General features: G+C 56.5%; 17 protein-coding genes. 15 read left to right on the plus strand and 2 right to left on the minus strand.

Going from position 1 to position 26,269, the window contains the following annotated elements:
* Positions 1-402 precede the first annotated feature (402 nt).
* Positions 403-2,106: a dihydroxy-acid dehydratase gene (gene ilvD / locus CEE69_RS19675; protein WP_099262336.1), complete on the minus strand. Its 1,704-nt coding sequence runs from the start codon at positions 2,104-2,106 to the stop codon at positions 403-405.
* Positions 2,107-2,171: 65 nt separating this feature from the next.
* On the opposite strand from ilvD, the gene CEE69_RS19680 reads away from it, so the two are divergent.
* The 10 genes from CEE69_RS19680 (at position 2,172) to CEE69_RS19725 (ending at position 16,545) form a co-directional block, all read left to right on the plus strand.
* On the plus strand, positions 2,172-3,122 hold the full coding sequence (locus CEE69_RS19680) for a 3-keto-disaccharide hydrolase (protein ID WP_099262337.1): 951 nt from the start codon (positions 2,172-2,174) through the stop codon (positions 3,120-3,122).
* Positions 3,122-3,820 carry an HAD family hydrolase gene (locus CEE69_RS19685; RefSeq protein WP_099262338.1) on the plus strand — a complete coding sequence of 233 codons (699 nt, stop codon included), beginning with the start codon at positions 3,122-3,124 and terminating at the stop codon, positions 3,818-3,820. The genes CEE69_RS19680 and CEE69_RS19685 overlap by 1 nt, the downstream gene beginning before the upstream one ends.
* Before the next feature lie 18 nt (positions 3,821-3,838).
* Positions 3,839-5,485: a Ppx/GppA phosphatase family protein gene (locus tag CEE69_RS19690; protein WP_099262339.1), complete on the plus strand. Its 1,647-nt coding sequence runs from the start codon at positions 3,839-3,841 to the stop codon at positions 5,483-5,485.
* Positions 5,485-6,903 carry a protein-L-isoaspartate(D-aspartate) O-methyltransferase gene (locus CEE69_RS19695; protein WP_099262340.1) on the plus strand — a complete coding sequence of 473 codons (1,419 nt, stop codon included), beginning with the start codon at positions 5,485-5,487 and terminating at the stop codon, positions 6,901-6,903. Before CEE69_RS19690 ends, CEE69_RS19695 begins: the two co-directional genes overlap by 1 nt.
* A gap of 278 nt (positions 6,904-7,181) precedes the next feature.
* Positions 7,182-8,483 (plus strand): TIGR03000 domain-containing protein, encoded by a 1,302-nt coding sequence (locus tag CEE69_RS19700; protein ID WP_099262341.1) that lies wholly within the window; start codon positions 7,182-7,184, stop codon positions 8,481-8,483.
* 200 nt (positions 8,484-8,683) lie between these two features.
* A complete protein-coding gene (locus CEE69_RS19705; RefSeq protein WP_099262342.1) occupies positions 8,684-10,693 on the plus strand; it encodes a discoidin domain-containing protein in 2,010 nt (669 codons plus the stop codon).
* Between the two features lie 89 nt (positions 10,694-10,782).
* On the plus strand, positions 10,783-11,430 hold the full coding sequence (locus CEE69_RS19710; protein WP_099262343.1) for a response regulator transcription factor: 648 nt from the start codon (positions 10,783-10,785) through the stop codon (positions 11,428-11,430).
* Between the two features lie 78 nt (positions 11,431-11,508).
* A complete protein-coding gene (locus tag CEE69_RS19715; RefSeq protein WP_099262344.1) occupies positions 11,509-14,058 on the plus strand; it encodes a PSD1 and planctomycete cytochrome C domain-containing protein in 2,550 nt (849 codons plus the stop codon).
* Positions 14,059-14,095: 37 nt separating this feature from the next.
* Positions 14,096-15,511: a DUF1501 domain-containing protein gene (locus tag CEE69_RS19720; RefSeq protein ID WP_099262345.1), complete on the plus strand. Its 1,416-nt coding sequence runs from the start codon at positions 14,096-14,098 to the stop codon at positions 15,509-15,511.
* Positions 15,512-15,627: 116 nt separating this feature from the next.
* Complete coding sequence (locus tag CEE69_RS19725) at positions 15,628-16,545, plus strand: hydroxypyruvate isomerase family protein (RefSeq protein ID WP_390179985.1); 918 nt, start codon at positions 15,628-15,630, stop codon at positions 16,543-16,545.
* A 451-nt stretch (positions 16,546-16,996) separates the two neighbouring features.
* On the opposite strand, the gene CEE69_RS19735 is transcribed toward CEE69_RS19725, so the two are convergent.
* Positions 16,997-17,578: a hypothetical protein gene (locus CEE69_RS19735; protein WP_099262346.1), complete on the minus strand. Its 582-nt coding sequence runs from the start codon at positions 17,576-17,578 to the stop codon at positions 16,997-16,999.
* Between the two features lie 245 nt (positions 17,579-17,823).
* Here CEE69_RS19735 and CEE69_RS19740 point away from each other — a divergent pair, with 245 nt between their 5' ends.
* The 5 genes from CEE69_RS19740 to CEE69_RS19765 all read left to right on the plus strand — a co-directional run bounded on the left by CEE69_RS19740 (position 17,824) and on the right by CEE69_RS19765 (position 26,232).
* Complete coding sequence (locus CEE69_RS19740) at positions 17,824-19,230, plus strand: outer membrane protein assembly factor BamB family protein (protein ID WP_099262443.1); 1,407 nt, start codon at positions 17,824-17,826, stop codon at positions 19,228-19,230.
* Between the two features lie 671 nt (positions 19,231-19,901).
* Positions 19,902-20,507: a hypothetical protein gene (locus CEE69_RS19750; protein WP_099262348.1), complete on the plus strand. Its 606-nt coding sequence runs from the start codon at positions 19,902-19,904 to the stop codon at positions 20,505-20,507.
* Between the two features lie 207 nt (positions 20,508-20,714).
* Positions 20,715-22,370, plus strand: a complete 1,656-nt coding sequence (locus tag CEE69_RS19755) for a CTP synthase (RefSeq protein ID WP_099262349.1) — start codon at positions 20,715-20,717, stop codon at positions 22,368-22,370.
* Positions 22,371-22,407: 37 nt separating this feature from the next.
* Positions 22,408-22,839 (plus strand): DUF1844 domain-containing protein, encoded by a 432-nt coding sequence (locus tag CEE69_RS19760; protein ID WP_099262350.1) that lies wholly within the window; start codon positions 22,408-22,410, stop codon positions 22,837-22,839.
* Positions 22,840-22,890: 51 nt separating this feature from the next.
* Positions 22,891-26,232, plus strand: a complete 3,342-nt coding sequence (locus CEE69_RS19765) for a tetratricopeptide repeat protein (RefSeq protein WP_099262351.1) — start codon at positions 22,891-22,893, stop codon at positions 26,230-26,232.
* The last annotated feature ends 37 nt before the right edge of the window (positions 26,233-26,269 follow it).

Consider the following 26,269-nt stretch of genomic DNA (forward strand, 5'->3'; position numbering starts at 1 on the left):
GTGGATACATCAACAAGAAATCGCAGGGCCCGCCCGGCTCGAAAACGCTGTGGCGAGGGATGAGCCGTTTCGCCACCATCGTCGAAGCATTTGCGGCATTCAAGCAAATGAGTTGTGGGGTATAAAAAGGCTTGGAAGCCCAGCGTACTCTCGCTCGTACAATGGGCTTCCAAGCCTTTTGTACCCCACATCTTTTGGGAGCCGCTTGCGTTGGGAATACAAGCGGTTTAAGGCTAAACATCCCTTGCCGAGGAATCATTAGTGTTTGATTAGCGGCGATTAGTGTTCCCTTGACCGCTCTGGTGGAACACTAATCCACTCTGATCGGACACTAATCTTTGGTGTTTCGAGATGTGGGGTATAAAAAGGCTTCCAAGCCCGTTGCACTCACCAACTACCGGCTCACTCGTCGGTGACGCAGCCTTCGCTGGCGCTCTTCACGCACTTGATGTACTTGTAGAGCGTTCCGCGAGTGGCTTTCAATGGCGGTGCGGTCCACTTGGATCGACGAGCTTCCAATTCCGCCGCGTCGACTTCCAAATCCAACGAGTTCGTTTCGGCATCAATCGTGATCGTGTCGCCATCTTCGATCAACGCGATCGGACCACCGACTTGGGCTTCGGGCGTGATGTGGCCGACGATGAAGCCGTGGCTGCCGCCGCTGAAACGGCCGTCCGTCAGCATCGCAACGTCGCTGCCCAAACCGGCACCCATGATGGCACTGGTCGGGGTCAACATCTCGGGCATGCCAGGTCCACCCTTGGGGCCTTCGTAGCGGATCACGACGACGTCGCCCTTTTGAATTTGCTTTTGCTCCAAGGCTGCGAGCATCAGCTCCTCGTTGTCATACACACGAGCCGGTCCGCTGAACTGCAGGCCTTCTTTGCCGGTGATTTTCGCGACTGCGCCTTCGGTTGCGAGCGAGCCCTTCAGGATGCGAATGTGACCTGATTTCTTGATCGGCTCTTCGACCATCGACACGATTTTTTGACCGGTTTTCAAACCAGGCAAATCGGCCAAGTTCTCGGCCAGAGTCTTGCCGGTGACGGTCATGTGCTCGCCTTTGATCATGCCCTTTTCGAGCAAGTACTTCATCACAGCGGGCGTGCCACCGACGCTGTGAAGATCTTCTTGCACAAACTTGCCGCTGGGTTTCAAGTCGGCCAAGAACGGTGTGCGATCGCTGACCGACTGGAAATCTTCGATCGTCAATGGCACATCGACACTGCGAGCCATCGCAATCAAGTGAAGCACCGCGTTGGTGCTGCCACCGAGAGCCATCAACGTCACCATCGCATCTTCGAATGCACCGCGAGTCATGATGTCGCGAGGCTTGATGTCTTTCTTCAGCAATTCCAGGATGGCCAGACCAGCTCGTTTGCATTCCTCTTTCTTTTCAGGGTGCTCAGCAGGGATGCTGGCGGAGTAGGGCAGGGCCATGCCCAAAGCTTCAATCGCGGTAGCCATGGTGTTGGCGGTGTACATGCCGCCGCAGGCTCCCGCACCGGGACAACTTCGGCGAACGATTTCACTGCGTTCTTCTTCGCTGATCTGTCCGGCGATGTATTGCCCGTAGCACTGGAACGCGCTGACGATGTCCAGTTTTTCATCCTTGAAACTGCCGGGTTTGATGGTTCCTCCGTAGACCATGATGGCGGGACGATTCAGGCGTCCCATCGCCATCAAACAACCAGGCATGTTCTTGTCGCAGCCGGGCAGGGCGATCAGAGCGTCGTACCACTGCGCCCCCATGATTGTCTCGATCGAGTCGGCAATCAGATCGCGGCTCTGCAACGAGAAACTCATCCCGTCGGTGCCCATCGAGATCCCGTCCGAGACACCAATGGTGTTGAAACGCATGCCGACCATGCCGGCGTCGGTGACACCCGCTTTGACGTCCGCGGCAAGATCCAACAAGTGCATGTTGCAGCTGTTGCCCTCGTACCACATGCTGCCGATGCCGACTTGAGGCTTGTTCATGTCCTCGGAGGACATGCCCGTTGCGTAGAGCATCGCCTGCGACGCACCCTGGCTTTTTGGCTGGGTGATCTTGCTGCTGTACTTGTTCAGTGCATTGGAATCGGATTCAGGCTGAGACGCGGTCATGAGATCGTTTTGGCAGGGGAAAGCGGCCGGAGATGGGTGGCAACACCTTGAAAGGGTCAAAGAGTATGATCGGTGACATGAAAACTACAAAGATGGGGCAGTTCACCGCACGCCCAAACCAGACAAGGCTCCCCAAACCACCGTTCGCAATTGAGACCGGTTTCAATTCAAAAATGACGATTTTCGCCATGAGCTCACCTGTTTCGTCTTCGGCAAAGGCCCCGTCGACACGCTTGATCGTGGCGGCGTTCTTGCTGCTCGCTGGAATCATGATGACGCGAGAGATCCAGGCCAAGGAGCGACCAGCACAGTCGACCGCATCGGATGCGGGCCCGGCTTCGGAGACTGCGAATGCGAACGAAGACATCGGCGTCAGTGACGAAGAATTCCAGACACGCAGCCGGTCATTGTTCGATGGACAGATCCTGGCGGGCTTCGAAGGTGACGCATCGTGGTTCCGAATCGAAGACGAATGCATCGTGGCTGGCAGGCTCGATCAGCCAATCCCCAAGAACCAGTTTCTGGCAACGACCGAGAAGTTCGACAACTTTGAATTTCGCGCCGAGATTCGAATGCGGGGCGAGGGTCGCAACGCGGGCATTCAGTTCCGCTCGCGAAGACCCAAAAAGAGCGACGAAGTACCGCCGCACGAGATGATCGGATTTCAAGCCGACGCGGGATACTCCGCCGAACGATCGATTTGGGGTGCGTTGTACGACGAGTCGCGACGTCGGCGAATGCTGCAATTGCCCGAACCTCCATTCGAGGTTGAGTGGAAGAAACCACCGACGGAGCAGGGCACAGAATCCATCGCACCGGAACAAACCGACTGGATCAAGATGCGGATCGTGTGCCGAGGGCCACGAATCCAAATCAGCCTGAACGGCACTCAGACGGTTGACTACATTGAAACCGAAGAAGGCACTCCCCAGGTTGGCGTGATCGCGTTGCAAATCCATTCGGGCAAACCCGCGGAAGCTTGGTACCGCAACTTGCGCATTCTCGGACTGGATTGATGGCAACCGACATTCGCTTCGTTTACTTCGACCTCGGCAATATCTTGGTCTCTTTCGACCGTGACCGAGCCAACGACAGCGTGGCTGATCTGTTCGGTGGCACCCGCGAAGCATCCGACGAAATCATGCACGTTGGTGGATTGCAAAATCAGCTGGAAACCGGATTGATCTCGGAAGAGGAGTTCGCCCAAGCGGTTCGCGATGCTTACGCGACATTGGTGCAGCCCAATGGGTTGGTGGCAACCGGCGACATCATGCGAGCGATCAGTGACATGTTCACTCCGATTGAATCGATGGTTGCCGTGCTTCAATCATTGCGGGATGCGAGTGTCCCGATCGGAATTCTCAGCAACACCTGTGCGGCTCATTGGAATTGGGTCAACGGCCGAGGCTGGGACGTGATGAGCGGCCCGTTTGACGTCCAAGTCGTCAGCTACGAAGCCCGCAGCATGAAACCGGACCAAGGGATTTATAAAACGGCGATGAAATTAGCCGGCGAGTGCTTGGCAATCGGGCGGGGCAAGGACGACAATGAGGTGTTGCGCCCAGAAGAAATTCTCTTCGTCGACGATCGCCAAGAAAACGTCGATGCGGCACGTTCTCACGGATGGACGGCGGAAGTGTGTTTGGGTGGCGAACAAGCGATCGATGTTTTGCGACGACACGGATTCGATGTCCCTCTCGAATCCACCGCCTAGGAATTCAGCGTGAAGAATATGGACAATCCACTCACACCCCGAAGCACCGCCACCGCGCCGCACATCAATGCTGCGAACCCGCATCTCAATACGGCGACCACGCACATTGCGACGTCGCCGGACAACTCGCCGCGAACCGTGGCCGCGATTGACATCGGTGCGACCAGCATTCGGATGGCCATCGCTGAGATTCTTCCGGATGGCAGCGTGCGGACTTTGGAGTCATTGCTGCAACCCGTCGACTTGGGACGCGACGCATTTGAAACCCGACGACTGTCTCGCAAAGGCATCGAAAGAGCCGCGGCGGTTCTGAGACGCTTCCGCCGAGTCTTGCGAGAATACGGCATCGATTCGACCAACGACATTCGCGTTGTTGCCACCAGCGCCGTTCGCGAAGCCAGCAACCGCGTGGCGTTCATTGACCGAGTTTATGTGGCGACCGGTTTGGACGTCGAACCGATCGACGAAGCCGAAGTGAACCGCATCACCTACATGGGCATCACGCCGCAATTGATGGCGCTGGCGGAAACGGCCGAGAGCAAATCGTTGGTGGTGGAAGTCGGCGGTGGCAGCACCGAGTTGCTCGTCATCCGCGGCGGCAACGTGTTGCACAGTGAGTCATTTCGTTTGGGGTCGCTGCGATTGTTGCAAACACTCGATGCATCGGGTGCACGCGGCGTGCGTTGGCGAGAGTTGCTCGAAACACACATCCGCCGAATCCTGGTCCGAATTGGCGATCAGGTTCGCACGGACACGCAGCTGCACTTGGTCGCGATCGGCGGCGACATCCGATTTGCCGCTCACCGATTGATCGAAGATTGGGACGAAACCAATCTAGCTCGCGTTCCTGTCGACAAGCTCGAAGAACTGACCCAGCAAATCCTCGAAATGGGCGAGGACGCGGTTGTCAAAAAGTTTGGCGCGACCTTTGTCGAAGCGGAAACGCTGGCCCCGGCGTTGCTGGCGTACACAATGTTGGCGCGGCACTTCGATCTGAAACACATCCTGGTCAGCGACATCAATCTGCGAGACGGATTGCTGGCCGACATCGTGCAAGGCGGCAACTGGACCAGCGAATTTCGTCAGCAGATCATCCGCTCGGCGGTGTCGCTTGGACGCAAGTACCAAATCGACGAGATCCATTCGCGGGCCGTCGCGGAACTGGCTCGGCGATTGTTTGAGGGTCTGGCCAAAGAGCACCAGTTGGACGCTCGCTACGAAGTGTTGCTGTATGTCTCGGCGTTGCTACACGAAGTCGGTTTGTACATCAGCCTGCACAGCAACCACAAACACGCTTCGTACATCATTCGCAACAGCGAACTGTTTGGATTGTCCCAACAGGAGTTGATGCTGGTCGCGTTGGTCGCGCGTTATCACCGGCGTGCTTCACCGCAATCGAACCACGAAGGCTACGGATCTCTGGATCGTCATGATCGAGTTGCGGTGGCCAAAATGGCGGCGATTCTGCGATTGGCGATCGCACTGGACGACACCCGCAGCGGACGAATTCGCGAAATCAATGTGACGCAAGAAGGCAAGCGATTGGTCATCTCGGCACCGGGTGTCGACGATGTCTCGCTGGAACAAATCGCGATGCGAAGCCACTCCGGGTTGTTCCAAGACATCTTTGGCAAACCCGTTCTACTGAGACCTGAGGTGAAGTGATGCCGAAGCAACGATTGCTATCCAAGGAAGCGAACTGTTCCCGATGCACTTGGACCAGCCCAAGTTCAGTCGACGGATTCGCGTTTCGAGCAAACTTGGTGTGCTGTTTGATATTCAGCGTGACTCCAGCTTGGGCGCAAACAACGGCGTCCGGCCAACCCTCACTCAATCCAACTCCATCGACCAGCGACAGTTCCTTGGCTCAGCCTCCACATTTGATTCTGGGTCAAACAGGTCCGTCACGATCCCCCATGGACGATCGCTATGCCGCCGCGAGACGCAAGTTGGTGGAAACTCGCGTTCGTACCGCGGGAGTGACCAACGAAGCCGTTCTGAAATCGATCGAGACCACACCTCGGCATGAGTTCGTTCCATCGGCCGTCCGCGACAAAGCCTACTTCGACATGGCTCTACCGATCGGATCCGCTCAAACGATCAGCAGCCCGTTCATCGTCGCGTCGATGACCGAAACGCTTGACCCGCAACCGACTGACACGGTGCTGGAAATCGGCACCGGCAGCGGTTATCAAGCCGCAGTGCTCAGCCCCTTGGTCGCGCAGGTCTATTCCATCGAAATCGTCGACGAGCTCGGCACACGCGCGGCGGGAGTGCTCGGCAAACTGGGTTACGACAACGTCCACACTCGCATCGGCGACGGGTTCCTTGGATGGCCCGAGGCGGCACCGTTCGACAAAATCATTGTGACGTGCAGCCCCGAGTCCGTGCCGGTTCCGCTGGTTGAACAGCTTCGCGAGGGCGGGTCGATGATCATTCCCGTGGGGGAACGCTATCAACAAACGCTGTACCGGATGACGAAACGTGACGGCGAGCTGGTCCGCGAACCGCTGCGACCGACCTTGTTCGTTCCGATGACGGGCACGGCGGAGGACGCTCGCCAGACGCTTCCGGATCCCGCCAACCCGGAGGTCGTCAACCAGGATTTTTCAGATCCGCCGGGAACTGATGACCCCGAGGGATTTGTGCCTGGCTGGTACTACGGTCGCCAAGTCCAACAGATCGCTCTGCCGGCCAGCGACACGGACGGTGCCGAAGATTCCGGATTGGTCCGGTTTGAAAACGAGACCCCCGGCCTGGGTTCGCACTTGCTGCAGGGCATCGCGATCGATGGATCGAAGGTGTCATTGATCCGGTTGTCAGCTCGGCTACGAACGGAAAGCGTCGTCAAAGGTCCGGACGCGGATTCGTGGCCAATGGTCGCGATCAGTTTTTACGACGAGCTACGGCGTGATTTGGGAACGTTTTCGATGGGCCCTTACCGGGGAACTCGACCGTGGCGAGAGGACAGTCGGCTGGTGCGGGTCCCGCGGGCTGCTCGAGAAGGGATTGTGCGGATCGGATTGTTTGGCGCGACTGGAACCACCGAATTTGACCACGTCTCGATCGAGAAGATCGACTGAATGTCCAACGAAATGAGGCATCTTTCCGCGGCCATCGGAGCGTCAAAAGAGGGCTGTTTCACGCTCGCAACTGCCACAACGCATCCCAATTATTTTACCCAGTCTTCTTGATCGGCAACGCCGGTCCGCTATCCTGGCGACGGTGACGAGCCCCCGGATTGGATGGCTCGCACCTTCAAAGTGCAATTCAAGCCGTTAAGTCGCCCACGTTTGTGGTGACGATCGATCGGTATCAGCAAGAGTCGCGTCAAAAGGATGGAGAATCGTTTATGAGGTGCATGCGTTTGTTGGCATGCCTCACGTTGGCGCTCAGCATGAGCGTCACGGCCGAGGCGGGTGGCTCCTACGGGAGCTACGGCAGTAGCGGTGGCTTGGCCTACGGCAGCAGTGGTGGAAGCAGCGGCGGCGGTTTGCTCGCCGGTCTGCGTTCGCGCATTGCCGCTCGCCATGCCGGTTCGTCAGGAGGCTCTGTCGGAGCTTCCTCAGGCGGTTCATCCGGTGGATACGCCGTCGCCTACGCACCTTCGCGTGGTTCGTCGGGAGGTTCTTCCGGTGGATCATCAGGCGGTTACTCGCGTGGATCCTCCGGCGGTGGTTTGGCCGGTCACTTACGTCAAAAAATCGCTCGCATCAAAGCTCGCCGTCATGGCAGCAGCGGCGGTTACGTGGTGAAAGCCAACTACAGCAGCGGTGGCACTTCCTACAGCAGCGGCGGACGTTCGTCCGGCGGCAGCAGCGGTGGCTACTACGCTCCTTCGGTTTCGTATTCGTCCGCTTACTCGGGCGGAAGCAGCGGTGGCAGCTCCGGCGGAGTCAGCTACGCAGCTCCGATGACTTATGCAGCACCTTCGGTGTCGCACAGTGTTCCAATGATCGAATCGGCTCCGATTTACTCGGCACCGATCCAAGGCGAAACCATCATCGACGGTGGAGTTCCCATGGGTGAGACCATCATCGATGGCTCGGTCATCGACAGCGGTGCTTCTTACGAATCCCGCAAACCAACCCTGGATGACGACGCCGCGTTGTTGACCGTTGCAGTCCCGGTCGAATCGGCTCGCGTGACCGTCAACGGACACGAAACAACCAGCGACGGCATGGTTCGTCAATTCATGTCGCGTGGCTTGAAAGACGGTTACCTCTACACCTACGAAGTGGTCGTGACCTACGACGTCGAAGGTGAAGAACGTACCGACAAGCGAACCATCAAACTTCGTCCCGGCGACATGGAACGTTTGGTATTCAACCAAACCGAAGCTGTCTCGGATGAAGAAGGCGACGAAGAAGAAGACCAGTTCAGCGTCGTAGAGCCTGCTCAACCCGAAACGGTTGTTCAACTTCACGTTCCCGCCGAAGCAACTGTCGTTTTGGCTGGCAACGAAACCAATGGCTTCGGAACGGTTCGCACCTTCCGCACCACTCAATTGGCCGCTGGCGAAAACTGGGAAAACTACACCGTTCGCGTGTTGTTGGAAGCCAATGGCCGTCAACTGAGCCAAGAGCGGACCATCAACGTTGCCGCTGGCGACACCGTTGAACTGAACTTTGACTTCGACGACCAAGCCATCGCGATGCGATAAGCGGTCTCGAATCGAAAGAAACCATGAACCGCATCTGAGTGAATTCACTCGGGTGCGGTTTTTTCATGCGCCGCCCCAACCATCCGTGCCGAATTCAACACCGTCCAACCATTCGCCTGAGTGACACTATAGTGGAACGTCTTGTTCGAACTTTCACGTTCGTTCGATCCCCAATTCTCGTCGACCCCACTGCCGACCAAGTGTTGCTCTCACAACCCACCACCGAAATCCGCAAATCCCAGACAATCTGGTTGCGAGCGTTGGTGTTGTTGGCGGGGCTACTTTCAAGCAATCACGCATGTGCGAACGGGTGGGGTGTCTTCTCGTCCGAACTTCGCCAAGCTGAATCGGAGCTCGAATCTGCCAAGGCTGAATTGAATCGGCTCGGCCCAGTCGTCTTGAGACAAACGTCGCCACATGTCGGTGGCCAATCTCAGATGCGAGCCACGCCGCCACCGCAAGCACCATGGATTCAGATCGATCTTGGCAGCGAGCAGGCTTTTGATCAAATCCTTCTTGTCCCCGCGATCATCGGATCGGCAAACGAGGGATTGGAACCGTATGCGTTCCCACAGCAATTTCGAATCGACGCATCGAATTCCGAAGACTTCGAAACGTTTCAACTTCTCTATCACTCTGCGGAGCACGATCTCGACACCAACAGCCCGCTGCCGGTCGTGATTGAAACCCCGGGAGCGAATGCTCGGTACCTTCGCGTCACCGTCACGCAGCTCGCAAATGTGACCAGACGATGGACGTTCGCGTTGTCGGAAATCATTGTGCTTCAAGGCGATCGCAACATCGCTTTGGGTGCGTCTCCACAAATGATTGACTCCACCCACTTGGCTCCGGTTTGGTACGAAAGCTATTTGGTCGACGGCCTGACGCCACTCGGCCCGCCGATCATGCCGCCTCATTCGGCGGATGAATTGCCGACCTATGACGGTGTCTTTTTTCAGTCGGACAACGCGGGAGACGAAGTCTGGTTTCAGATCGACTTGGAGGAAAAGCTGACGTTCGATGAACTGCGTCTGTTCCCTGTTCATGCTCGACAAGGCGCGGACTACCCGGGATACGCATTCCCCCTGCGGTTTCGCATCGAGGCATCCGACTCCGAATCCTTCGACAACCCTCGCGTGCTTTATCGAACGGAGTCCAACTATGAGAACCCTGGCAACAACCCTGTCACCATTCCGGTGGCTGATGCCAGCGCTCGTTATGTCCGGTTCGTCAGCGAACGCGGCTCGTTGGGCAACAGCAACAAGGTTGGTCTCGCGGAATTGGAAGTGCTGCGTCGTGGCGTCAACCTTGCCGCCAACAAGCCACTGACCGCGAAACATTGGCGCGGCGATCGGGCGTTGAGCTTGCTCGTCGACGGCGAATCCAGCTATGGAAAAATCCTGCCACTGAGTGAATGGTCCAAGCGTTGGAAACGCATTCGCGAATCGCGCCAAAGGATTCAGTCCACCGAGCAGAGCATCGAACAATTGACCGCTGTGGCCAAACAAAGGGCAGGGCGGACGGCGATCGTGCTGGGCACGCTGGCTGCTGCCGGACTGCTTTCGTTCGTCTGGATCCAGCGAAGACGTCGTTCGCACCAACGTGCAGACTTTCGAATGCGACTGGCTCAAGACCTGCACGATGAGATTGGAAGCAACCTCGCCGCAATCGCTCGGATCGGTGAAGTGGGCGAGGCGATCGACAACAACGCCGAGACGCAGGAAGACTGGCGTTCCATTCGCGAATTGGCTGGCGAATGCACCGAATCCATTCGCGAAACGTTGTGGTTGCTGGGCGGTCCCAACCGAAACGAAGACTGCTTGGCCGATCAACTTCACGCCATCGCGAATCGCATGTTGCCGGGACTGGATGTGCAATGGGAGGTTGATCCTCAGTTTCGTGAATTTCACCCCAACGAAGCGACGCAGCGTGAACTGGTCATGACTTTCAAAGCGATGCTCGCCAACATCGCTCGCAGTGCCAACGCGACGATCGTCGCAATTTCAGCCAGCCCTCAAGTGAATGGTTGGCGGTTGCGGGTCGAAGACAACGGCGATGGCTTTGATGCGGATCAATGGGCGAACCGAATGGAAGTGCGTGGCATGGGATTGGACGGAATGACCAAACGAATTAAGAAGCTTGGCGGGTCCCTCACCATCGATTCGAAACCAGGGCAGGGCAGTCGCCTGACGATTGAGATCGCATCCTAGCTGGGCGCCGCCTCTCGATCAGCGGTAGGCTCTGTGAACCGGCGTCGCCGACGTTTCCCCTGTTCGAAATCATTGTTCGCAATTATCCGATGCTCGAAATTTGGATCATCGAAGACAACGTTCAATTCCGCCGGGCCACCGCTCGCGGGCTGAGCGTGCTGGCGGACGACGCGAGCGCTCGCGAATTTGGAAGCTGTGAAGAAGCGATCGCGGCAATCGATGATGGCCAATCGCCCGATGTTTTCTTGATGGACATCGACTTGCCGGGAATGGATGGCATTGAAGGCATCAGCGAAATCAAGCAGCGGTTGCCCGACGCCACCGCGTTGATCCTGACGGTGTTTGAAGACGATGAAAAGATCTTCCGGGCGTTGAAGGCAGGAGCGTCCGGCTACTGTCTCAAAACCGACACGATTGCGAAGATTCGGGAAGCGGTGGAGCAAGTCCTGCAGGGTGCCGCCCCGATTCATCCGCGAATTGCGGGTCGAGTCCTGAAGATGTTCGCTCAACTTTCGCCTGAACAACCGGACTACGGGCTGAACGAACGCGAACAATCGGTGTTGGAAGCGATGACGCGAGGGCTGGTCCGAAAGCAAATTGCCGCTGAGCTGGACCTCAATCTCCATACACTTGATTACGTCACGCGGTGCATCTACCGCAAATTGCACGTCAATGGAGCGACCGCGGCCGTGGCTCTCGCCATCCGCGAACGTTTGGTCGAGCCCCCGGAAGCTTGAACCAAAGGAGAGTTTTGCCGCCCAAGTTACGAACATTCGTAAATTGTTTCAGCACCGCGATCCACTAAGCTGGACCGCATGACCAAGCCATCCCCCACCGCACTTTTCGCGGTCGTTTGCGTGTCGATCCTATGCGTTCGCACCTCTCACGCCGAGGAAGTCTCCTTCAACCGAGACATCCGGCCGATTCTTTCGGACCGGTGCTACTTCTGTCATGGTTTTGATGAAAACCATCGCGCCGCCGACTTGCGTTTGGATCTTCGCGAAGAAGCCGAATACGTTTGGGACGTCGACTCACCGGACGACTCGGAACTGCTGCTCAGGATCACCAGCGACGATCCCGACATGGTGATGCCTCCGCCGGACGCACACAAAGAACCGATCAGCAAAGCCGAAGCCGACTTGATCCGCCGCTGGATTGAAGAAGGTGCGAAGTACGAACCGCACTGGTCCTTCGTCAATCCAACACGGCCGACGACCGCGGCAAAGAACACATCCGATGCGATTGATGACTTTGTTGGTCGACGACACAAAGAGCAGAACCTGCAATTCGCCGACGAAACCGAACCCGCGAAATGGCTTCGACGAGTCTCGTTGGACTTGACCGGCGTTCCTCCGACAGCGCAGGAAATGCGGTCCTTTGAATTCGACGCGGCAGAGCAGGGCGAAGTGGCCTATGAAAAGGCCGTCGATCGTTTGCTGGCGTCACCCCTGTATGGCGAACGAATGACGCTTGAGTGGCTCGACGTCGCTCGATATGCCGACACCAACGGATTCCAAAGCGATGCCTATCGCATGAATTGGCCTTGGCGTGATTGGGTGATCGATGCATTCAACGCCAACATGCCTTTCGATCAGTTCACCATCGAGCAACTGGCAGGCGATCAACTACCGAACCCCACGCAGGAACAATTGATCGCCACGGCCTTCAACCGCAACCACATGATCCAAGCCGAAGGCGGATCCATCGCGGAAGAAAACCGAGCCAAGAACAACTTTGACCGAGTCGAAACAACCAGCACGGCTTGGATGGGACTGACCGTCGGCTGCTGCCAATGCCACGACCACAAATTCGATCCGCTGAAACAGAGCGACTACTTCTCGCTGATGTCGTTCTTCAACCAGATCAGCGAAACGGGAATGACCAGCAAGAAGATGTCGGTCAAACATCCCGATCGCCCGTTCTCGGTGAACTACTGGGTCGACAAACCTTTCATCGAAGTCGGAGACGACGCCACCAAGCAAAGTTTCAAAGATGCCCAAGAGGAAGTGAAGGCAGCCAAGCAAGACCTCGAATCGCACTACGACGAATACGTTGCCGGGGCACGCCAGTGGGTCCAAGAAATCCGTGATGATCCTGAGGAAGGTGCCAAGCGAATCAAACCCGGCGAGTACGTCGCTCGATTTGTTCTCAGTGCAGACTTGGACAACCCCAAGGACAACGGATTCAAACGACTGATCGACACCTACCTCAGTCGAAACGAACCGTGGAAGTCGATGAAAGATCGAATCGCCAAGGCGGAAGCCAAAGCGAACCTACTTCAGGAACAAATGCCATTGGTGATGGTGATGCGAGACGATCAACCTCGCGAAACGTTTGTGATGTTGCGGGGCAACTACCAAACGCTCGGCGAAAAAGTCACTCCCAAGACGCCTGACTTCCTGCCACCACTTTCACCGAACGAAGCGGACGATCGCCTGAATCGTCTGGACTTGGCAAAATGGTTGGTCTCGGACGAGCATCCGCTGACGGCTCGTGTCACCGTTAATCGCTATTGGCAATTGATGTTCGGTCGCGGGTTGGTGGCCACCCCTGACGACTTTGGTTTGCAGGGGGCTCTGCCAACGCATCCTGATTTGCTGGACTGGTTGGCCGTGGATTTTCGCGAAAACGGATGGGACGTCAAAGCGTTGCTCAAAGGCATGGTGCTTTCGCGGACCTATCGCCAATCAGCCATCACCGACGAAGACCGGATCGAACAAGACCCTGAAAACAAATGGTTGGCCCGTGGGTCACGGCAACGGTTGGATTCGCGCTTGTTGCGAGACCAAGCCTTGATGCTGTCCGGGTTGCTTCAGCACGAGATGGGTGGACCTCCCGTTGCCCCTTATCAACCCGGCGGCATCTGGGAATCGATGAGTCTGAACAAGAATCACTACATGCGTGACGATGGAAAAGACCTCTACCGGAGGAGCCTCTACACGGTTTGGCGGCGCGTGGTTGCCCCCGCGAATTTCTTCGATGTGGCGAGTCGCCAATCTTGTTCCGTCACCCTGAATCGAACGAGCACACCGCTGCACGCCCTGACAACGCTCAATGACATCACGTACGTGGAAGCCGCCCGAGTCTGGGCAGAATCCTTCGCGAATTTGAAGGACGATCGCACTCGACTGGCAGACATATTTTTCGCCGCGACCGGGCGACACGCCAGCGAAGACGAGTTGGATTCATTGCACCGTTCACTTGAAAAAGCCCGCGTCCATTTCCGGTCGCATCGGGACGAAGCTGCGGAAGTTCTGACAACCGGGGAAGCCCCCCGAAACGAACAACTCGATCCAGCAGAACATGCGGCTTGGACCACCGTGTGTTTGTTGGTGTTGAACCTCGACGAAACGCTTTGCAAGTAGTCGCAAGCCCTCCCTTTCTTCCAAAACACGATTTGAAATGAATCCACTTTCACTCAATCGAAGAACTTTCCTGGGTGGTCTTTCGCTCTCGGTCGGAATGCCTGCCTTGCAGACGTTGATGGCGGCCGAGTCGCCACCGTTGCCACACTTTCCTGCGAAAGCCAAACGGGTCATCTACCTGATGCAATCCGGTGGACCGTCGCATGTCGATTTGTTCGACGACAAAGAAACGTTGCGAAAGATGCAGGGTGAAGAAATGCCCGCCAGCATCCTGCAGGGTCTCCGGCAAACAACGATGACCGCGGGACAAAAGTCAAAACCGTGCTTGGCTTCCGCTTGGGACGGACATCGGCGAGGCGAGTCAGGAATGTGGGTCAGCGACTTGCTTCCGCACACCGCCGAAATCGTCGACGACTTGTGCTTTGTCCGCAGTCTTCACGGCGAGCAAATCAATCACGCGCCCGCGATGACGCACATGTTGACCGGCCATAACTTGCCAGGTCGCCCGAGCATCGGAGCTTGGCTGACGTATGGGCTGGGATCGATGGTCGATGACTTGCCATCCTTTGTGGTGATGACCTCGCAAGACCGCCAGGGTTCGTGCGGCCAACTTTTCTTTGACTACTACTGGGGTGCAGGGTTCCTACCTGGCAAACACCAAGGCGTTCCGTTCCGAAGCTCGGGAGATCCGGTGCTGTACCTCAGCAATCCCAAAGGCGTTTCGCGGCACGCTCGACGTGAGATGCTGGACGGTTTGTCGGAGATGAACCAGTTCGCCCATCAGCGTTATGCCGATCCAGAAATTGAAACTCGGATCGCGCAGTACGAGATGGCATTTCAAATGCAATCCAGCGTTCCTGAGCTAACGGACTTTTCCGATGAACCAGCCAGTGTGCTGGAGATGTATGGACCGGATGTGCATCGCAAAGGCAGCTACGCTTACAACTGCTTGATGGCACGTCGACTGGCCGAACGCGGGACTCGCTACATCCAATTGATGCATGCCGGTTGGGACCAGCACGGCAACCTTCCCAATCAGTTGCCGATTCAGTGCAAGGACACTGATCAACCGAGTGCCGCGCTGGTCAAAGACCTGAAGGCCCGCGGGTTGCTCGACGACACGCTGGTGATCTGGGGTGGAGAATTTGGACGCACGCCGTTTGTGCAGGGCGACATCAACAACCCCAACGCTCATGGTCGAGACCATCATCCTCGAGCCTTCACGATGTGGATGGCGGGTGGTGGCGTTCAACCGGGAAAAATCCACGGCAGCAGCGACGAATTCGCGTTCCATGTCGCCGAAGACCCCGTCCACATTCGCGACTTGCAAGCAACACTCCTGCATCTTTGCGGAATCGACCACGAACGCTTCACGCATCGGCACCAGGGATTGGACTTCAAGTTGACCGGCACCGAACCCGCCCGCGTGGTGAAGGAAATCCTGGCTGGCTAGGCGAAAAACACCCTAATTCGAGCAGAACCCAGGTGACCGACAGGGGGTGATTCGCGACAAGGTATGACTCAGAAGTTAAACTGGGTCTGCAAACCTACCCTTCCACATCATCCCGAATGACCAACATGTCAGACAAACAAATCAACACCTCGTTGAACCGGCGAGGCATGCTCACCCGAGCCGCAGCTCTCGCAGCCGGAACCACCGCCGTCGCCGCCACCGCTTCGCACGCCCAAGACGCAACCGGTTCGGCCAAAGCCACCGGAGCCGTGGATGCCAAGCAAGGCCGTTTGAACCAATCGGTTTGCAAATGGTGCTTCCCAAAGATCTCGCTCGAAGACATGGCGAAGGAAGCCGCCTCGATGGGCATGGTCGGAATCGACCTGCTGGATCCGAAGGATTTCCCGACGCTGAAGAAACATGGTTTGGTCTGCACGATGGTGCAGTCACACTCGCTTCCCAACGGATTGTGTGACACCAAGTTCCATGACGAGTGCTTGGAAAAAATGAACGCGGCGATCGAAGCCACCGCGGCAGAAGGTTGGAAGAACGTGATCTGCTTCAGCGGCAACGCACGCGGGATCGATCGCGAAACCGGCATGAAGAATTGCGTCGATGCACTGAAGAAGATCACTCCGGTGGCTGAGAAAGCAGGCGTGACGTTGCAGATGGAATTGCTGAACAGCAAAGTCGATCACGCGGACTACATGTGCGACAACAGCACCTGGGGTGTCGAGCTGGTCAAACAAGTCGGCAGCGACAACTTCAAGTTGTTGTACGACATCTATCACATGCAAATCATGGAAGGTGACATCATCCGCACCATCCAAAACAATCATCAATACTTTGGTCACTACCACACCGCCGGCAACCCCGGCCGTCATGAACTCGACGACAACCAAGAGTTGCTGTACCCACCGATTGCAAAGGCGATTGCAGACACCGGGTACGAAGGCTACTTCGCTCACGAGTTCATGCCCGTGCGTGATCCAATCGCGGGCCTGCGCGATGCGGTCGCTCAGTGCATCGTGTGATTGATGCGAACGAGAGGACAAGTTTTCGCTGAGAGTTCCAAACGAACTCTTAGCGGCCATAGGGATGGACAGCTTCGAGGTCGTGCAGCTTACAAGTGCAATGCTCGCAAGGTTGAAATCACCCTCCTGAACGCAGTTGGGGAGGGTCGGAATGCGAGCGTTCAGCGAGAATTCCGGGGAGGGCAGTGCGTGCCACTTCCCATGCCCGGCCCTCACCCTCGCGTACGCCTGAACGGCGTCGCTCGACCTCTCCCCAAACTTCGTTTCGGGAGAGGTTCTCAAATGCAGAAAACCGCACGGCCTTCGTGGTGGAGAGGGGGGACTGGTTGTCTTGCCAGTGCTTTCCGGGAAGAAAAAGCTGAATCCGCTATCGGAACGTCAACACCAAAGAATTCGCAATCCACCAGAAGGCCGTTGCATCACTGACACTTAAAAGTCGCCTTTTGCTTTTTCAAAACGGCGGGGCGACCAACGGCGATGAAGCGGTCATCCCTCGTGTCATCGCGGGTGCTTTGACCGGGCGAGCCGGTGAGTCTTTGCGGGAGTAGGTTTCCTTGACCGGTGCTGGCTTGGAAGCGGCTGGCTTTTTGGCTTGCTGCTTCAGCACGCGACTTTCATCGGGAATGATCCGCAACTCCAATCCGGCCAAGTCTTTTTCCTGCATCGCTTTCACCGCTCGAGCGAGAGCGATTCGATCTCTCCGAGTGGCTTCGAAAGATCGCGAAACGATCTTCTTGGGGGACGTGCCACCTTTCTCGTAAAACGCGATTCTCAGTCGACCGTCGGTCAGGAACTCTTTGCTGGACCCGACATAAAACTGTCGCCACGATTTCGACTCTTTGTCGTAGGCGGTCAGTAAATAGCGTGAACGCTGAGTCAGCGGACGACGCAGGTATTCTTCAGGCGTGATCGGATCCGCGATCAAATCGCGAACCTCGCGAATTTGCAGGTATCGCCGACGGAACGTTGTGTTGGATTCGACCAACGTGGAATCGGGATAGGTCAGCTCGATTTCTGTATCTGGTTTAAACATGGTTTGTCTCCTTCGGGACCGAGGAAGCATTGGCTCAGCAACATTGGCCTCTCAGTGCGCCTTGCATTGCATTGTTCGCGAGTGCCCGGACACGTTTGGTCAAAAAGCAGTTATTTGGTCATTTCAACAGGTCACAGAGCGATTTCCGGTCCGGTTTACGCCGCCCACGGTAACTTTGCGGCACCTCGCCGAACCCGTTTGCTAGAATGCGAGCGTCCCGCCTACTCCCTCGCTTGAGTCACTCCATGATTCGCTTTGCCCGTCCCGCCGGTTCGTCTTGCCCGCCGGTTTCGTCGTTCGGGTTGCTCCGATTGATTGCCCGGCCGTTCGCCCTCTCCGCCATCGCGATCACGTCGTCGTTGACGACGATTTCGCCAGTCATCTCGGCTGACAGTTGGCCACAATTCCGAGGTCCGCGTGGGGATGGAATCGTCGCCGATGGAACTCCTCCAATCGAATTTGGCGAAGAGAAAAACCTGACTTGGAAAACCGAATTGGAGGGCAAAGCTTGGTCGTCCCCCGTCATCGCCGATGGAACGATTTGGTTGACTTCGGCGGTGGAGGTCATTCCGTCGGAAGAGGAACGCATTGAGCTGCTCAAGCAAACCGAAAACACCGAACGACAATTCAAGCAACTCGCCATTGCGAAAGCGATCGAGCTCAAAGTTTTCGCGGTCGACTTCGAAACTGGAGAACTGCAACAAACGATCGAACTGGCGACCATCGAACAGCCCGACGCGATTCACTCACTGAACAGCTACGCGTCACCAACCCCAGTGATCGATGGCGAACGTTTGCTCTGTCACTTTGGAACCTTCGGGACGTTCTGCATTGATCGAGCGAGCGGGGAGTTGGTCTGGCAGCGAACGCTGCCGTTGAAACACGCCGTGGGCCCCGGAAGCTCACCGATCATTCACGACGGAAAAGTCATCCTGATTCAGGATGGGATGGAGCGGCAATACGTGATCGCTCTGAACGCGGAGACAGGCTCGACGGAATGGGAAACCGATCGTCCGCCAATGGATGCTCCCACTGGCGATCAAAAGAAAGCCTACTGCACACCCATCGTGATCACAGACTCCAACGGTCGCGAGCAACTGCTCTGCATGGGGTCACAGTGGATGGTTTCTTACGACGCGAAAACGGGTGAAGAGTTTTGGCGTCTTTATCACGGCAAAGGATTCTCAGTCGTGCCTCGGCCCATTTTTGATGGCGAAGCGGTCTACTTCGCGACCGGCTTTGGCAAACCGCAATTATGGGCTGCGAAAGTGGATGGGTCCGGGGACGTGACGGATTCGCACGTGCTGTGGACCGTGAAGAAGAGCATTCCAGCCAAACCATCACCGGTGATCACCGGCGGCTTGATTTACTTAGTCGACGACAATGGTGTCGCGTCATGCATCGACAGTGAAGATGGCTCGAACGTCTGGTCCAAACGGCTGGGCGGAAAATTTTCCGCGTCCCCCATTTTGGCTGACGGCCGGATGTTCTTTTGCAACCACGACGGCGAAGTCTTTGTGATCAAACCCGGCACAGAGTGTGACATCGAAGTGACCAACCAGCTCGAAGGTCAGATCATGGCTTCGCCCGCTGTCATCGGCGACGCTTTGGTCCTGCGGACCGATTCAGCTCTCTACCGATTCGATCGGTAGCCAACTTCGGCCGGCAGCTCTTGCGATTACTCAGGTAGGTTTCGTAACCGAGGTCGCTTTGGCCTTTCGATTGTTCTCCTCCAGCCGACGAGCCGTTTCGTCGCGGTAAAGTTGGGTGGAAGTCTCTCTGGCTTCGGTGCTCTGTTTTTTGCGGTTGAGCAATGTGCTCGCGATGACAGGGTGTGTGAAACCGTGAACTGTTTGGATGAATGCAGGATTCATGGGATCGAAATCTGGTTTTGCTTTGAGGCAAGAAGTGAAAAGGTGCCGCGAGTATTTTCTCGGCGGCGTCGACATCGGTAGTGGAAAGATGCACGTCGCATGCCGAACAAAAACAAAAACGTTTCTGGTTCGGGCCAACACAGGCTCCTTGGCCGAATCGTCCCCGCTATCACGCGTCTAATTGGCCAATTGTCCAGAGCCCGTCGGCGCGGATCATGTTCGGGTTGTAGCGGTCAAATGGGAAGAAACAGGCGAGACGCCCTCTGATGATCGGATCGCATCGAAATGAGGCAGCGATTGCATGGAACACAGGTTCTACGGGCTAGGAATGAAGACCGATCGCGAAAACGGCCCGTTCTCGCATCGAATTTTCTCTGTGCCCCAGACCTCCCCAGCTTTGAATCACGACATGGAAACGAAACCGTTCCTGCCAAGCCGTCTTCGAAGAAATGCGTTCCAGTTTGATGGATGATCCGTCACGTCAGGACGTATTCGCCGAACGTTCTCTTTCGATGCTTGGTTCGTTTGAGTACCAAGTGCTCCAGTTGCGAACGATGAGCGACCCGCTGGATGCCACTTTTGTGAGCAGGGCTCTCGCGGCGATTCAGTCCATCCGAATGGAGGCGGCCGATTTAGAGTTGGACGCCATCGAGTCAACTTCTCGCGACATCCAGACTGCGATACAGCAAATCGCTGCCTTGGGAAACTCACCAAACCCGACGACTGTCAGGAAAATTCTGCGTCAGACGGATCGGCTTCGGCAATTGATCGAAACCGAAGCAAATGAGCCGACCGGCCTCGACGACCGGCAGACGACGCAGAACGCTGGCTCGACCAAGACACCGGCACCAAAACGAGTCCGGCCACCGTTCACGCCCCCTCCCGCGGCAAATCGTCTCGAGGATCTGATGGACGAGATTCAAATTCGACTCGACGATTGCTTGTCGGTCGAAGGTCAAACATCGGACACCCCCGAGCCAACCGAAGATTCCGATTTGCCTTCGGCGGACGGCGACGAATCGGAGAACTCGGGCGACGATGTGATTGAATCGTGAAGATTGAGGGCGTTTGCGGGTAATCCCGAATCCTTCGGCTGAACCGAACGTGTCGCTACGACTGCGGGATATCGGGGCCGAAACCGGCATCCAGAATTGCGTCCCAACACCCTCTAGCGGGCCTTCCCGCAACAATCCCCGGCAATCGCACAATCGGGTCGTCAACGCCGCTTCCGAAAACATTCCATCACGGTATGATTTTCGGACATGACTAAACACATTTTTGTTACCGGCGGCGTTGTCAGTTCTCTCGGCAAAGGCCTGACCAGTGCATCCATAGGCATGGTTCTCGAACGTCGCGGACTGCGGGTTCGAATGCAGAAACTGGATCCGTATATCAACGTCGATCCGGGAACGATGAGCCCCTACCAGCACGGTGAGGTTTACGTTTTGGACGATGGTTCCGAAACCGATCTCGACCTTGGGCACTACGAACGATTCACTTCGGGCAAGCTGAATCGGGACTGCAACTACACCACAGGGCAAATCTATTTGTCGGTGATCGAAAAGGAGCGGCGTGGCCAGTTCCTCGGCAAAACCGTTCAGGTCATCCCACACGTCACCAACGAAATCAAACGCGTCATCAAACGCATGGGTGGCGACGATGTTGACGTCGTGATCACGGAGATCGGCGGCACGGTGGGCGACATCGAGAGCCTGCCGTTCCTCGAAGCGATTCGCCAGTTCTCGCTCGACGCCGGTCGCGAAAATTGCTTGTACATGCACCTGACATTGGTGCCGTACTTGAAAGCCGCTGACGAACTGAAAACCAAACCGACTCAGCACTCCGTCGGACAGTTGCGTGAGATCGGGATCCAGCCCGACGTTTTGGTCTGCCGCTGCGAGCAATCGATCAGCCGAGACGACCGGGACAAGATCGCTTTGTTCTGCAACGTTGAACCGGAAGCGGTCATCGAAGAAAAAGACAAAGACTTCTCGATCTACGAAGTCCCGTTGTCGTTGGTCGATAACAAGCTGGACGAATTGATCGTCAAAAAGCTCGGTCTGACATCCGCCGGCAGTTTGGACATGACCCCGTGGAACGACTTGCTGCATCGATTGCGCAATCCGCGGCACGAGTTGTCCATCGCTGTGGTCGGCAAATACGCAGAACACAAAGACGCGTACAAGTCGATTTATGAATCGCTTGATCACGCTGGCATGCATCACGACGCTCAGATCCGAATCGGACGCATTCAAAGCAGCGACATCGAACGGGAAGGTGCGGAACGACTGCTGAGTGGATACCACGGCATCCTCGTGCCCGGTGGTTTTGGCGAACGCGGCGTTGAAGGCAAGGTCCAGGCGATCCAGTTCGCTCGCGAACGCAACGTGCCTTTCTTTGGCATTTGCTTGGGCATGCAAACGGCGGTGATCGAATACGGTCGCAATGTGATCGGGCTCGAAAAAGCTCACTCGACCGAATTTGACAAAGACACTCCGCATCCGGTCATCTGTTTGTTGGACGAACAACAAAACGTGATCGACCTGGGCGGCACAATGCGACTGGGAAGCCAGCCATCGAAATTGATTGCGGACTCCAAAGCCACCCAAGCTTACGGCCGCGAAGAAATCGAAGAACGGCACCGACACCGGTACGAATTCAACAACGAGTATCGCAAAGCCTTCGAAGACGCTGGCATGCGATTCACCGGCCTGAGCCCCGATGGTGGGTTGGTCGAGATCGTCGAAATTGATTCGCACCCTTGGTTCTTGGCGGCTCAGTTCCACCCAGAATTCAAAAGCAAGCCATTGAAGTCACATCCGTTGTTCACCGATTTCATTGAAGCAGCGATCAACCGACGCAAGCATCGCGTCACCGAAGAAATTGCCGCGGAGACAGAGAAGCCAGCCGCTTCCTGATCCGATATCGTCTCCTCCCCTCTTTACCTGATTTGCCATGACAAACTCTGATCCAAAAGAAAACGAAACAGACGAGTCTCCTCAAATCGTGGTGGACTCGGATTGGAAAGAACAGGTCGCGAAAGAGCGAGAAACTCTGGCCAACCAACCCGACGCCGAGCTCAGCGATGACTCTGCGTCCGAGTCCACAGAACCACCCCCCGAATCGGCTCCGGGCGGCGGGCTTCCTCCGGCCAGTTTCGAAGTCCTCGTGTCCATGCTGTTCACGCAGGGCATGAGTTCGCTCGGCCAAATCCCGATGCCGGGGCAAGAAGCGGGCCGCATCGACAAGCCGATGGCGAAACACTCGATCGACACGTTGGAAGTGTTGGCAGAGAAAACGAAGGGCAATTTGTCCGACGACGAATCGAAGATGCTGACCGAGGCCACGCACGCGTTGAGGATGGCCTACGTCAGCACACGCGGTTAGAGTGAAACGCTGGTTTCTCGGATTCGCTTCTCGCACACGCTATCTGCTGCCATGCCATCCACCGTTCGAACACCGTTGTTCGGCCAATTGTGCTTCCTCCGCGTCGCTGGTTTGTTGCTGGTGATGGCCACGGCCTCAGTCTGGCCGGCGCATCGTTTGGTTGCTCAAGATGAGCCCGCAAAGGATTCCGCTGCGGTTGCCCTTTACGCCGACGCTGCCAACTTTCAAACCAACGGTGCGATCGGCTTGGCCGTCGACACTTGGAAGAAATTCCTGAAGGAATATCCAAGCAGCCCGCTCGCTTCCAAAGCGTCGCACTACTTGGGCGTTTGCTACATGCAGCAGGACACGCCTGATTTGAAGGCCGCCGCCGAAGCCTTCGAAGTCGCCTTAGAAGACACCAAGTACGACCTCCGTGAAGAAAGCTTGTCCAACCGCGGTTGGTGCCTTTACGCCGCCGCTGGGACGGGCGAAGAAGCCGATCCGAAGTTGCTTCGTGAATCGATCAAAACCTACGACACGCTGATCAAGGAAATCCCTGATTCGCGGTTGCTCGATCGAGCTTACTTCTACCGAGGCGAAGCCCAATACACGCTTGGGAAATTGAACGAGGCGATCGATTCCTACAACGCGATGATGAAGCTTGACGACATCGCGAGTTCTGCTTTGCGATGCGATGCCTTGTACGCTCGAGGCGTCGCGTTGGAAGAACAAAAGAATTTCGAACAAGCCCAGTCTTCGTATCAACAGCTGCTTGAAGCTTGCGCCGACACCGACCTTGTTCTCGATGTCGAGATCCGCTTGGGCGACATGCATTTGTTGCAGGGCGAAATGCAACAAGCCGTGAAGCGTTTTGAATCCGTCGCAACCAACACCAACGCGACTGCCGAAGACAAAGCCTATTCGTTTTTCCGGCAGGGTTACGCATACGCTCAAGACGGTGATCCCGAGCAAGCGTCCGCGTCTTACGAAAAGTTGCTGACACAGTTTCCTCAATCGCCTTACGCCGCCGCGGCGACGCTGGCGTCCGCTCAAACTCTTTACCAAGCCGGCGACCTTCCCGGTGCCGCGGAACGTTTTCGCGATGTCCTGACGGGAACCGATCCCGTCGCCGCAACGGAATCCGCCCACTGGTTGGCTCGCATCGAACTCGGCACCGCCAATCGAGATCCGTCCAAGACTGTGGAATCTGCCAAGTCCGCCTACGATGTGGCATCGGAACAGATCGCCAAGGGACCGCAAGGCAAATTCGCCGTCGCTCTCAAACTGGATGCCGCTGAGGCTTTGTCGTTGCAGCCCGATCGATTAGAGGAAGCTTACGAGCAATACGAATCGATCGCCAACGAGCACTCGGATCATCCGCTCGCACCTCGAGCTCTCTACAACGCCGCATTCATGGCACTGCAGCTTGGCGACACCGAACAGGCCGTCAAATTAGCCGATTCCTTTGAAGCAAAATTCGCGAGCGATCCGCTGGCACCTGACGCGATGTTTGTGGGTGCGGAGGCCTTGCTCGCTTCGGGCGACGCATCGACCGCGGCGGAACGTTACCAATCGCTGATCAACAACAACCAGCATCGTGATCACCCTCAGCGTTCAACATGGATTTTGCGTGGGGCAACGGCGTGGAAGGCTGCTGGCGAACCGACAAAGACGGCCGCTTTGGTCCGCGAAAATTTGGCGGCGATGAAAACGGCGGAACAGAAGGCCGAGGCGTTGCTGTTGGCCGGCCAAGCGGAACTATCGAGTGGCGATGCAGCCGAAGCCGCGAAAACATTTCAAGCAAGTCGCGAGGCTGCCCCACAGTGGACGCGATCGGACGAAGCTTTCCTGATGGCCGGGCAATCCCAGTTGACCGCAGGAAATCGCGAAGCCGCGGAAGGAATTTGGAAGGAATTGATTCGCAGCAACGGCGAAAGCCGCATGGCGGACCAAGCCCGCTACAAGCTCGGGCAATTGGCCAACGGCGACCAACAGTATGCCGCCGCGATCGAATACTTCGCCCCCATCCTCACATCCAAACGCGACACCGGTCTGCTGCCATTCGCTCGCTATGCGAAGGGCATGGCGGAACTGCAGTCGCAACAGCACGAAGATGCCGTGGCGACGCTTTCCGAATTGCTCTCATCCAACCCAGAACATGCATTGAACGACGACGCGTTGCTGTCGCGAGGCATCGCCTATCGGCACCTCGATCAAGACGCCAAGTCACGCGCCGATCTGACCGCGTTCTTGAACATAAATCCTAGCGGCAACAACCTTGGACACGCTTTGTATGAATTGGCGCTTCTTGATCAGAACGCTTCGCAAACCGGAAAGGCAGCTGAGTCTCTGCAACGGATCGTGGACGACGTTCCCGATTATCCCGACATGGACAAAGTGCTCTACGAGCTCGGTTGGTCGCTTCGAGAAAACGGTGAAGACGATCAGGCGCTCGCAAAGTTTGAGCAACTGATTTCGAAGTATCCAGACAACGCCTTGGTTGCCGATGCGGCATACTTCGTCGGGCAAGATCACTATCGCAATTCGCAGTGGTCCGAAGCAGCGGAAGCGTTTCGAATCGCGGCTGACAAAACCAATGATCTGGATCTGAAAGAAAAGTCGCTGTATCGCTTGGGGTGGTCTTTCTACAAACAGCAAAAGTACGCCGAAGCGGAAGCCGCCTTCAAACGTCAATACGTCGAAGTTCAGCAGGGCGGTTTGCTGCTGGATTCGATGATGATGATTGGCGAGTCGCGTTTCAAGCAAGAACAGTACGAAACGGCTCTGCGGGCTTACACCAAGGCACGTGAAAAAATCGAAGCCGACGATGATTCCGCGAAGACAGTCCGCGACAAAGCCGAACGGCAGGTCCGCGAATTGATCCTGCTGCACGGCGGCCAGAGCGCAGCTCAATTGGGTCAATTTGAAGACGCCATCGGTTGGTACGACGCTCTTCGCGAGCGATTCCCCGCGACTACCTATCTCCCCCAAGTGTTCTATGAGATCGGATTCGCCGCCCAAAACGCTGGCGATGACGAAAAGGCATTGAAATTCTATTCCGAGGTCGCGGACAATTTCCGAAGTGAAATTGCCGCTCGGGCTCGCTTCATGATGGGCGAAATTTACTTTGCGAACAAAACGTTCGACAAAGCGATCCCAGAATTCCAGCGAGTGATGTTCGGATTTGGGGCGGACAAGGCGGCCCCGGTCATCAAGAATTGGCAAGCGAAGAGCGGGTTTGAAGCGGGTCGGTGTGCGGAACTGCTGCTGCAGTCGGCGCAAACGGATGCTGCCAAAGCAAAAGCAGCCAAGTTCGCCCAGGATTTTTACCAGTACGTGATCGATCAACACCCCGGGCATGAGTTGGCCAACAAGGCCAAGCAGCGGGCGGAGGCACTGAAAGCACCGTGAGATTTCTTTCCAACGAACGCCGACGTCGGCGCACGAC

Source organism: Rhodopirellula bahusiensis (assembly GCF_002727185.1).
In the GTDB taxonomy this organism is placed as follows: Bacteria; Planctomycetota; Planctomycetia; order Pirellulales; family Pirellulaceae; genus Rhodopirellula; species Rhodopirellula bahusiensis.

What these genes read in the sequence shown, in the direction of transcription:
- ilvD (WP_099262336.1), bottom strand. Translation starts at nt 2,106, where the DNA reads ATGACCGCGTCTCAGCCTGAATCCGATTCCAATGCACTGAACAAGTAC.
- CEE69_RS19680 (WP_099262337.1), top strand. Translation starts at nt 2,172, where the DNA reads ATGATCGGTGACATGAAAACTACAAAGATGGGGCAGTTCACCGCACGC.
- CEE69_RS19685 (WP_099262338.1), top strand. Translation starts at nt 3,122, where the DNA reads ATGGCAACCGACATTCGCTTCGTTTACTTCGACCTCGGCAATATCTTG.
- CEE69_RS19690 (WP_099262339.1), top strand. Translation starts at nt 3,839, where the DNA reads ATGGACAATCCACTCACACCCCGAAGCACCGCCACCGCGCCGCACATC.
- CEE69_RS19695 (WP_099262340.1), top strand. Translation starts at nt 5,485, where the DNA reads ATGCCGAAGCAACGATTGCTATCCAAGGAAGCGAACTGTTCCCGATGC.
- CEE69_RS19700 (WP_099262341.1), top strand. Translation starts at nt 7,182, where the DNA reads ATGCGTTTGTTGGCATGCCTCACGTTGGCGCTCAGCATGAGCGTCACG.
- CEE69_RS19710 (WP_099262343.1), top strand. Translation starts at nt 10,783, where the DNA reads ATGCTCGAAATTTGGATCATCGAAGACAACGTTCAATTCCGCCGGGCC.
- CEE69_RS19715 (WP_099262344.1), top strand. Translation starts at nt 11,509, where the DNA reads ATGACCAAGCCATCCCCCACCGCACTTTTCGCGGTCGTTTGCGTGTCG.
- CEE69_RS19720 (WP_099262345.1), top strand. Translation starts at nt 14,096, where the DNA reads ATGAATCCACTTTCACTCAATCGAAGAACTTTCCTGGGTGGTCTTTCG.
- CEE69_RS19725 (WP_390179985.1), top strand. Translation starts at nt 15,628, where the DNA reads ATGACCAACATGTCAGACAAACAAATCAACACCTCGTTGAACCGGCGA.
- CEE69_RS19735 (WP_099262346.1), bottom strand. Translation starts at nt 17,578, where the DNA reads ATGTTTAAACCAGATACAGAAATCGAGCTGACCTATCCCGATTCCACG.
- CEE69_RS19740 (WP_099262443.1), top strand. Translation starts at nt 17,824, where the DNA reads ATGATTCGCTTTGCCCGTCCCGCCGGTTCGTCTTGCCCGCCGGTTTCG.
- CEE69_RS19750 (WP_099262348.1), top strand. Translation starts at nt 19,902, where the DNA reads ATGCGTTCCAGTTTGATGGATGATCCGTCACGTCAGGACGTATTCGCC.
- CEE69_RS19755 (WP_099262349.1), top strand. Translation starts at nt 20,715, where the DNA reads ATGACTAAACACATTTTTGTTACCGGCGGCGTTGTCAGTTCTCTCGGC.
- CEE69_RS19760 (WP_099262350.1), top strand. Translation starts at nt 22,408, where the DNA reads ATGACAAACTCTGATCCAAAAGAAAACGAAACAGACGAGTCTCCTCAA.
- CEE69_RS19765 (WP_099262351.1), top strand. Translation starts at nt 22,891, where the DNA reads ATGCCATCCACCGTTCGAACACCGTTGTTCGGCCAATTGTGCTTCCTC.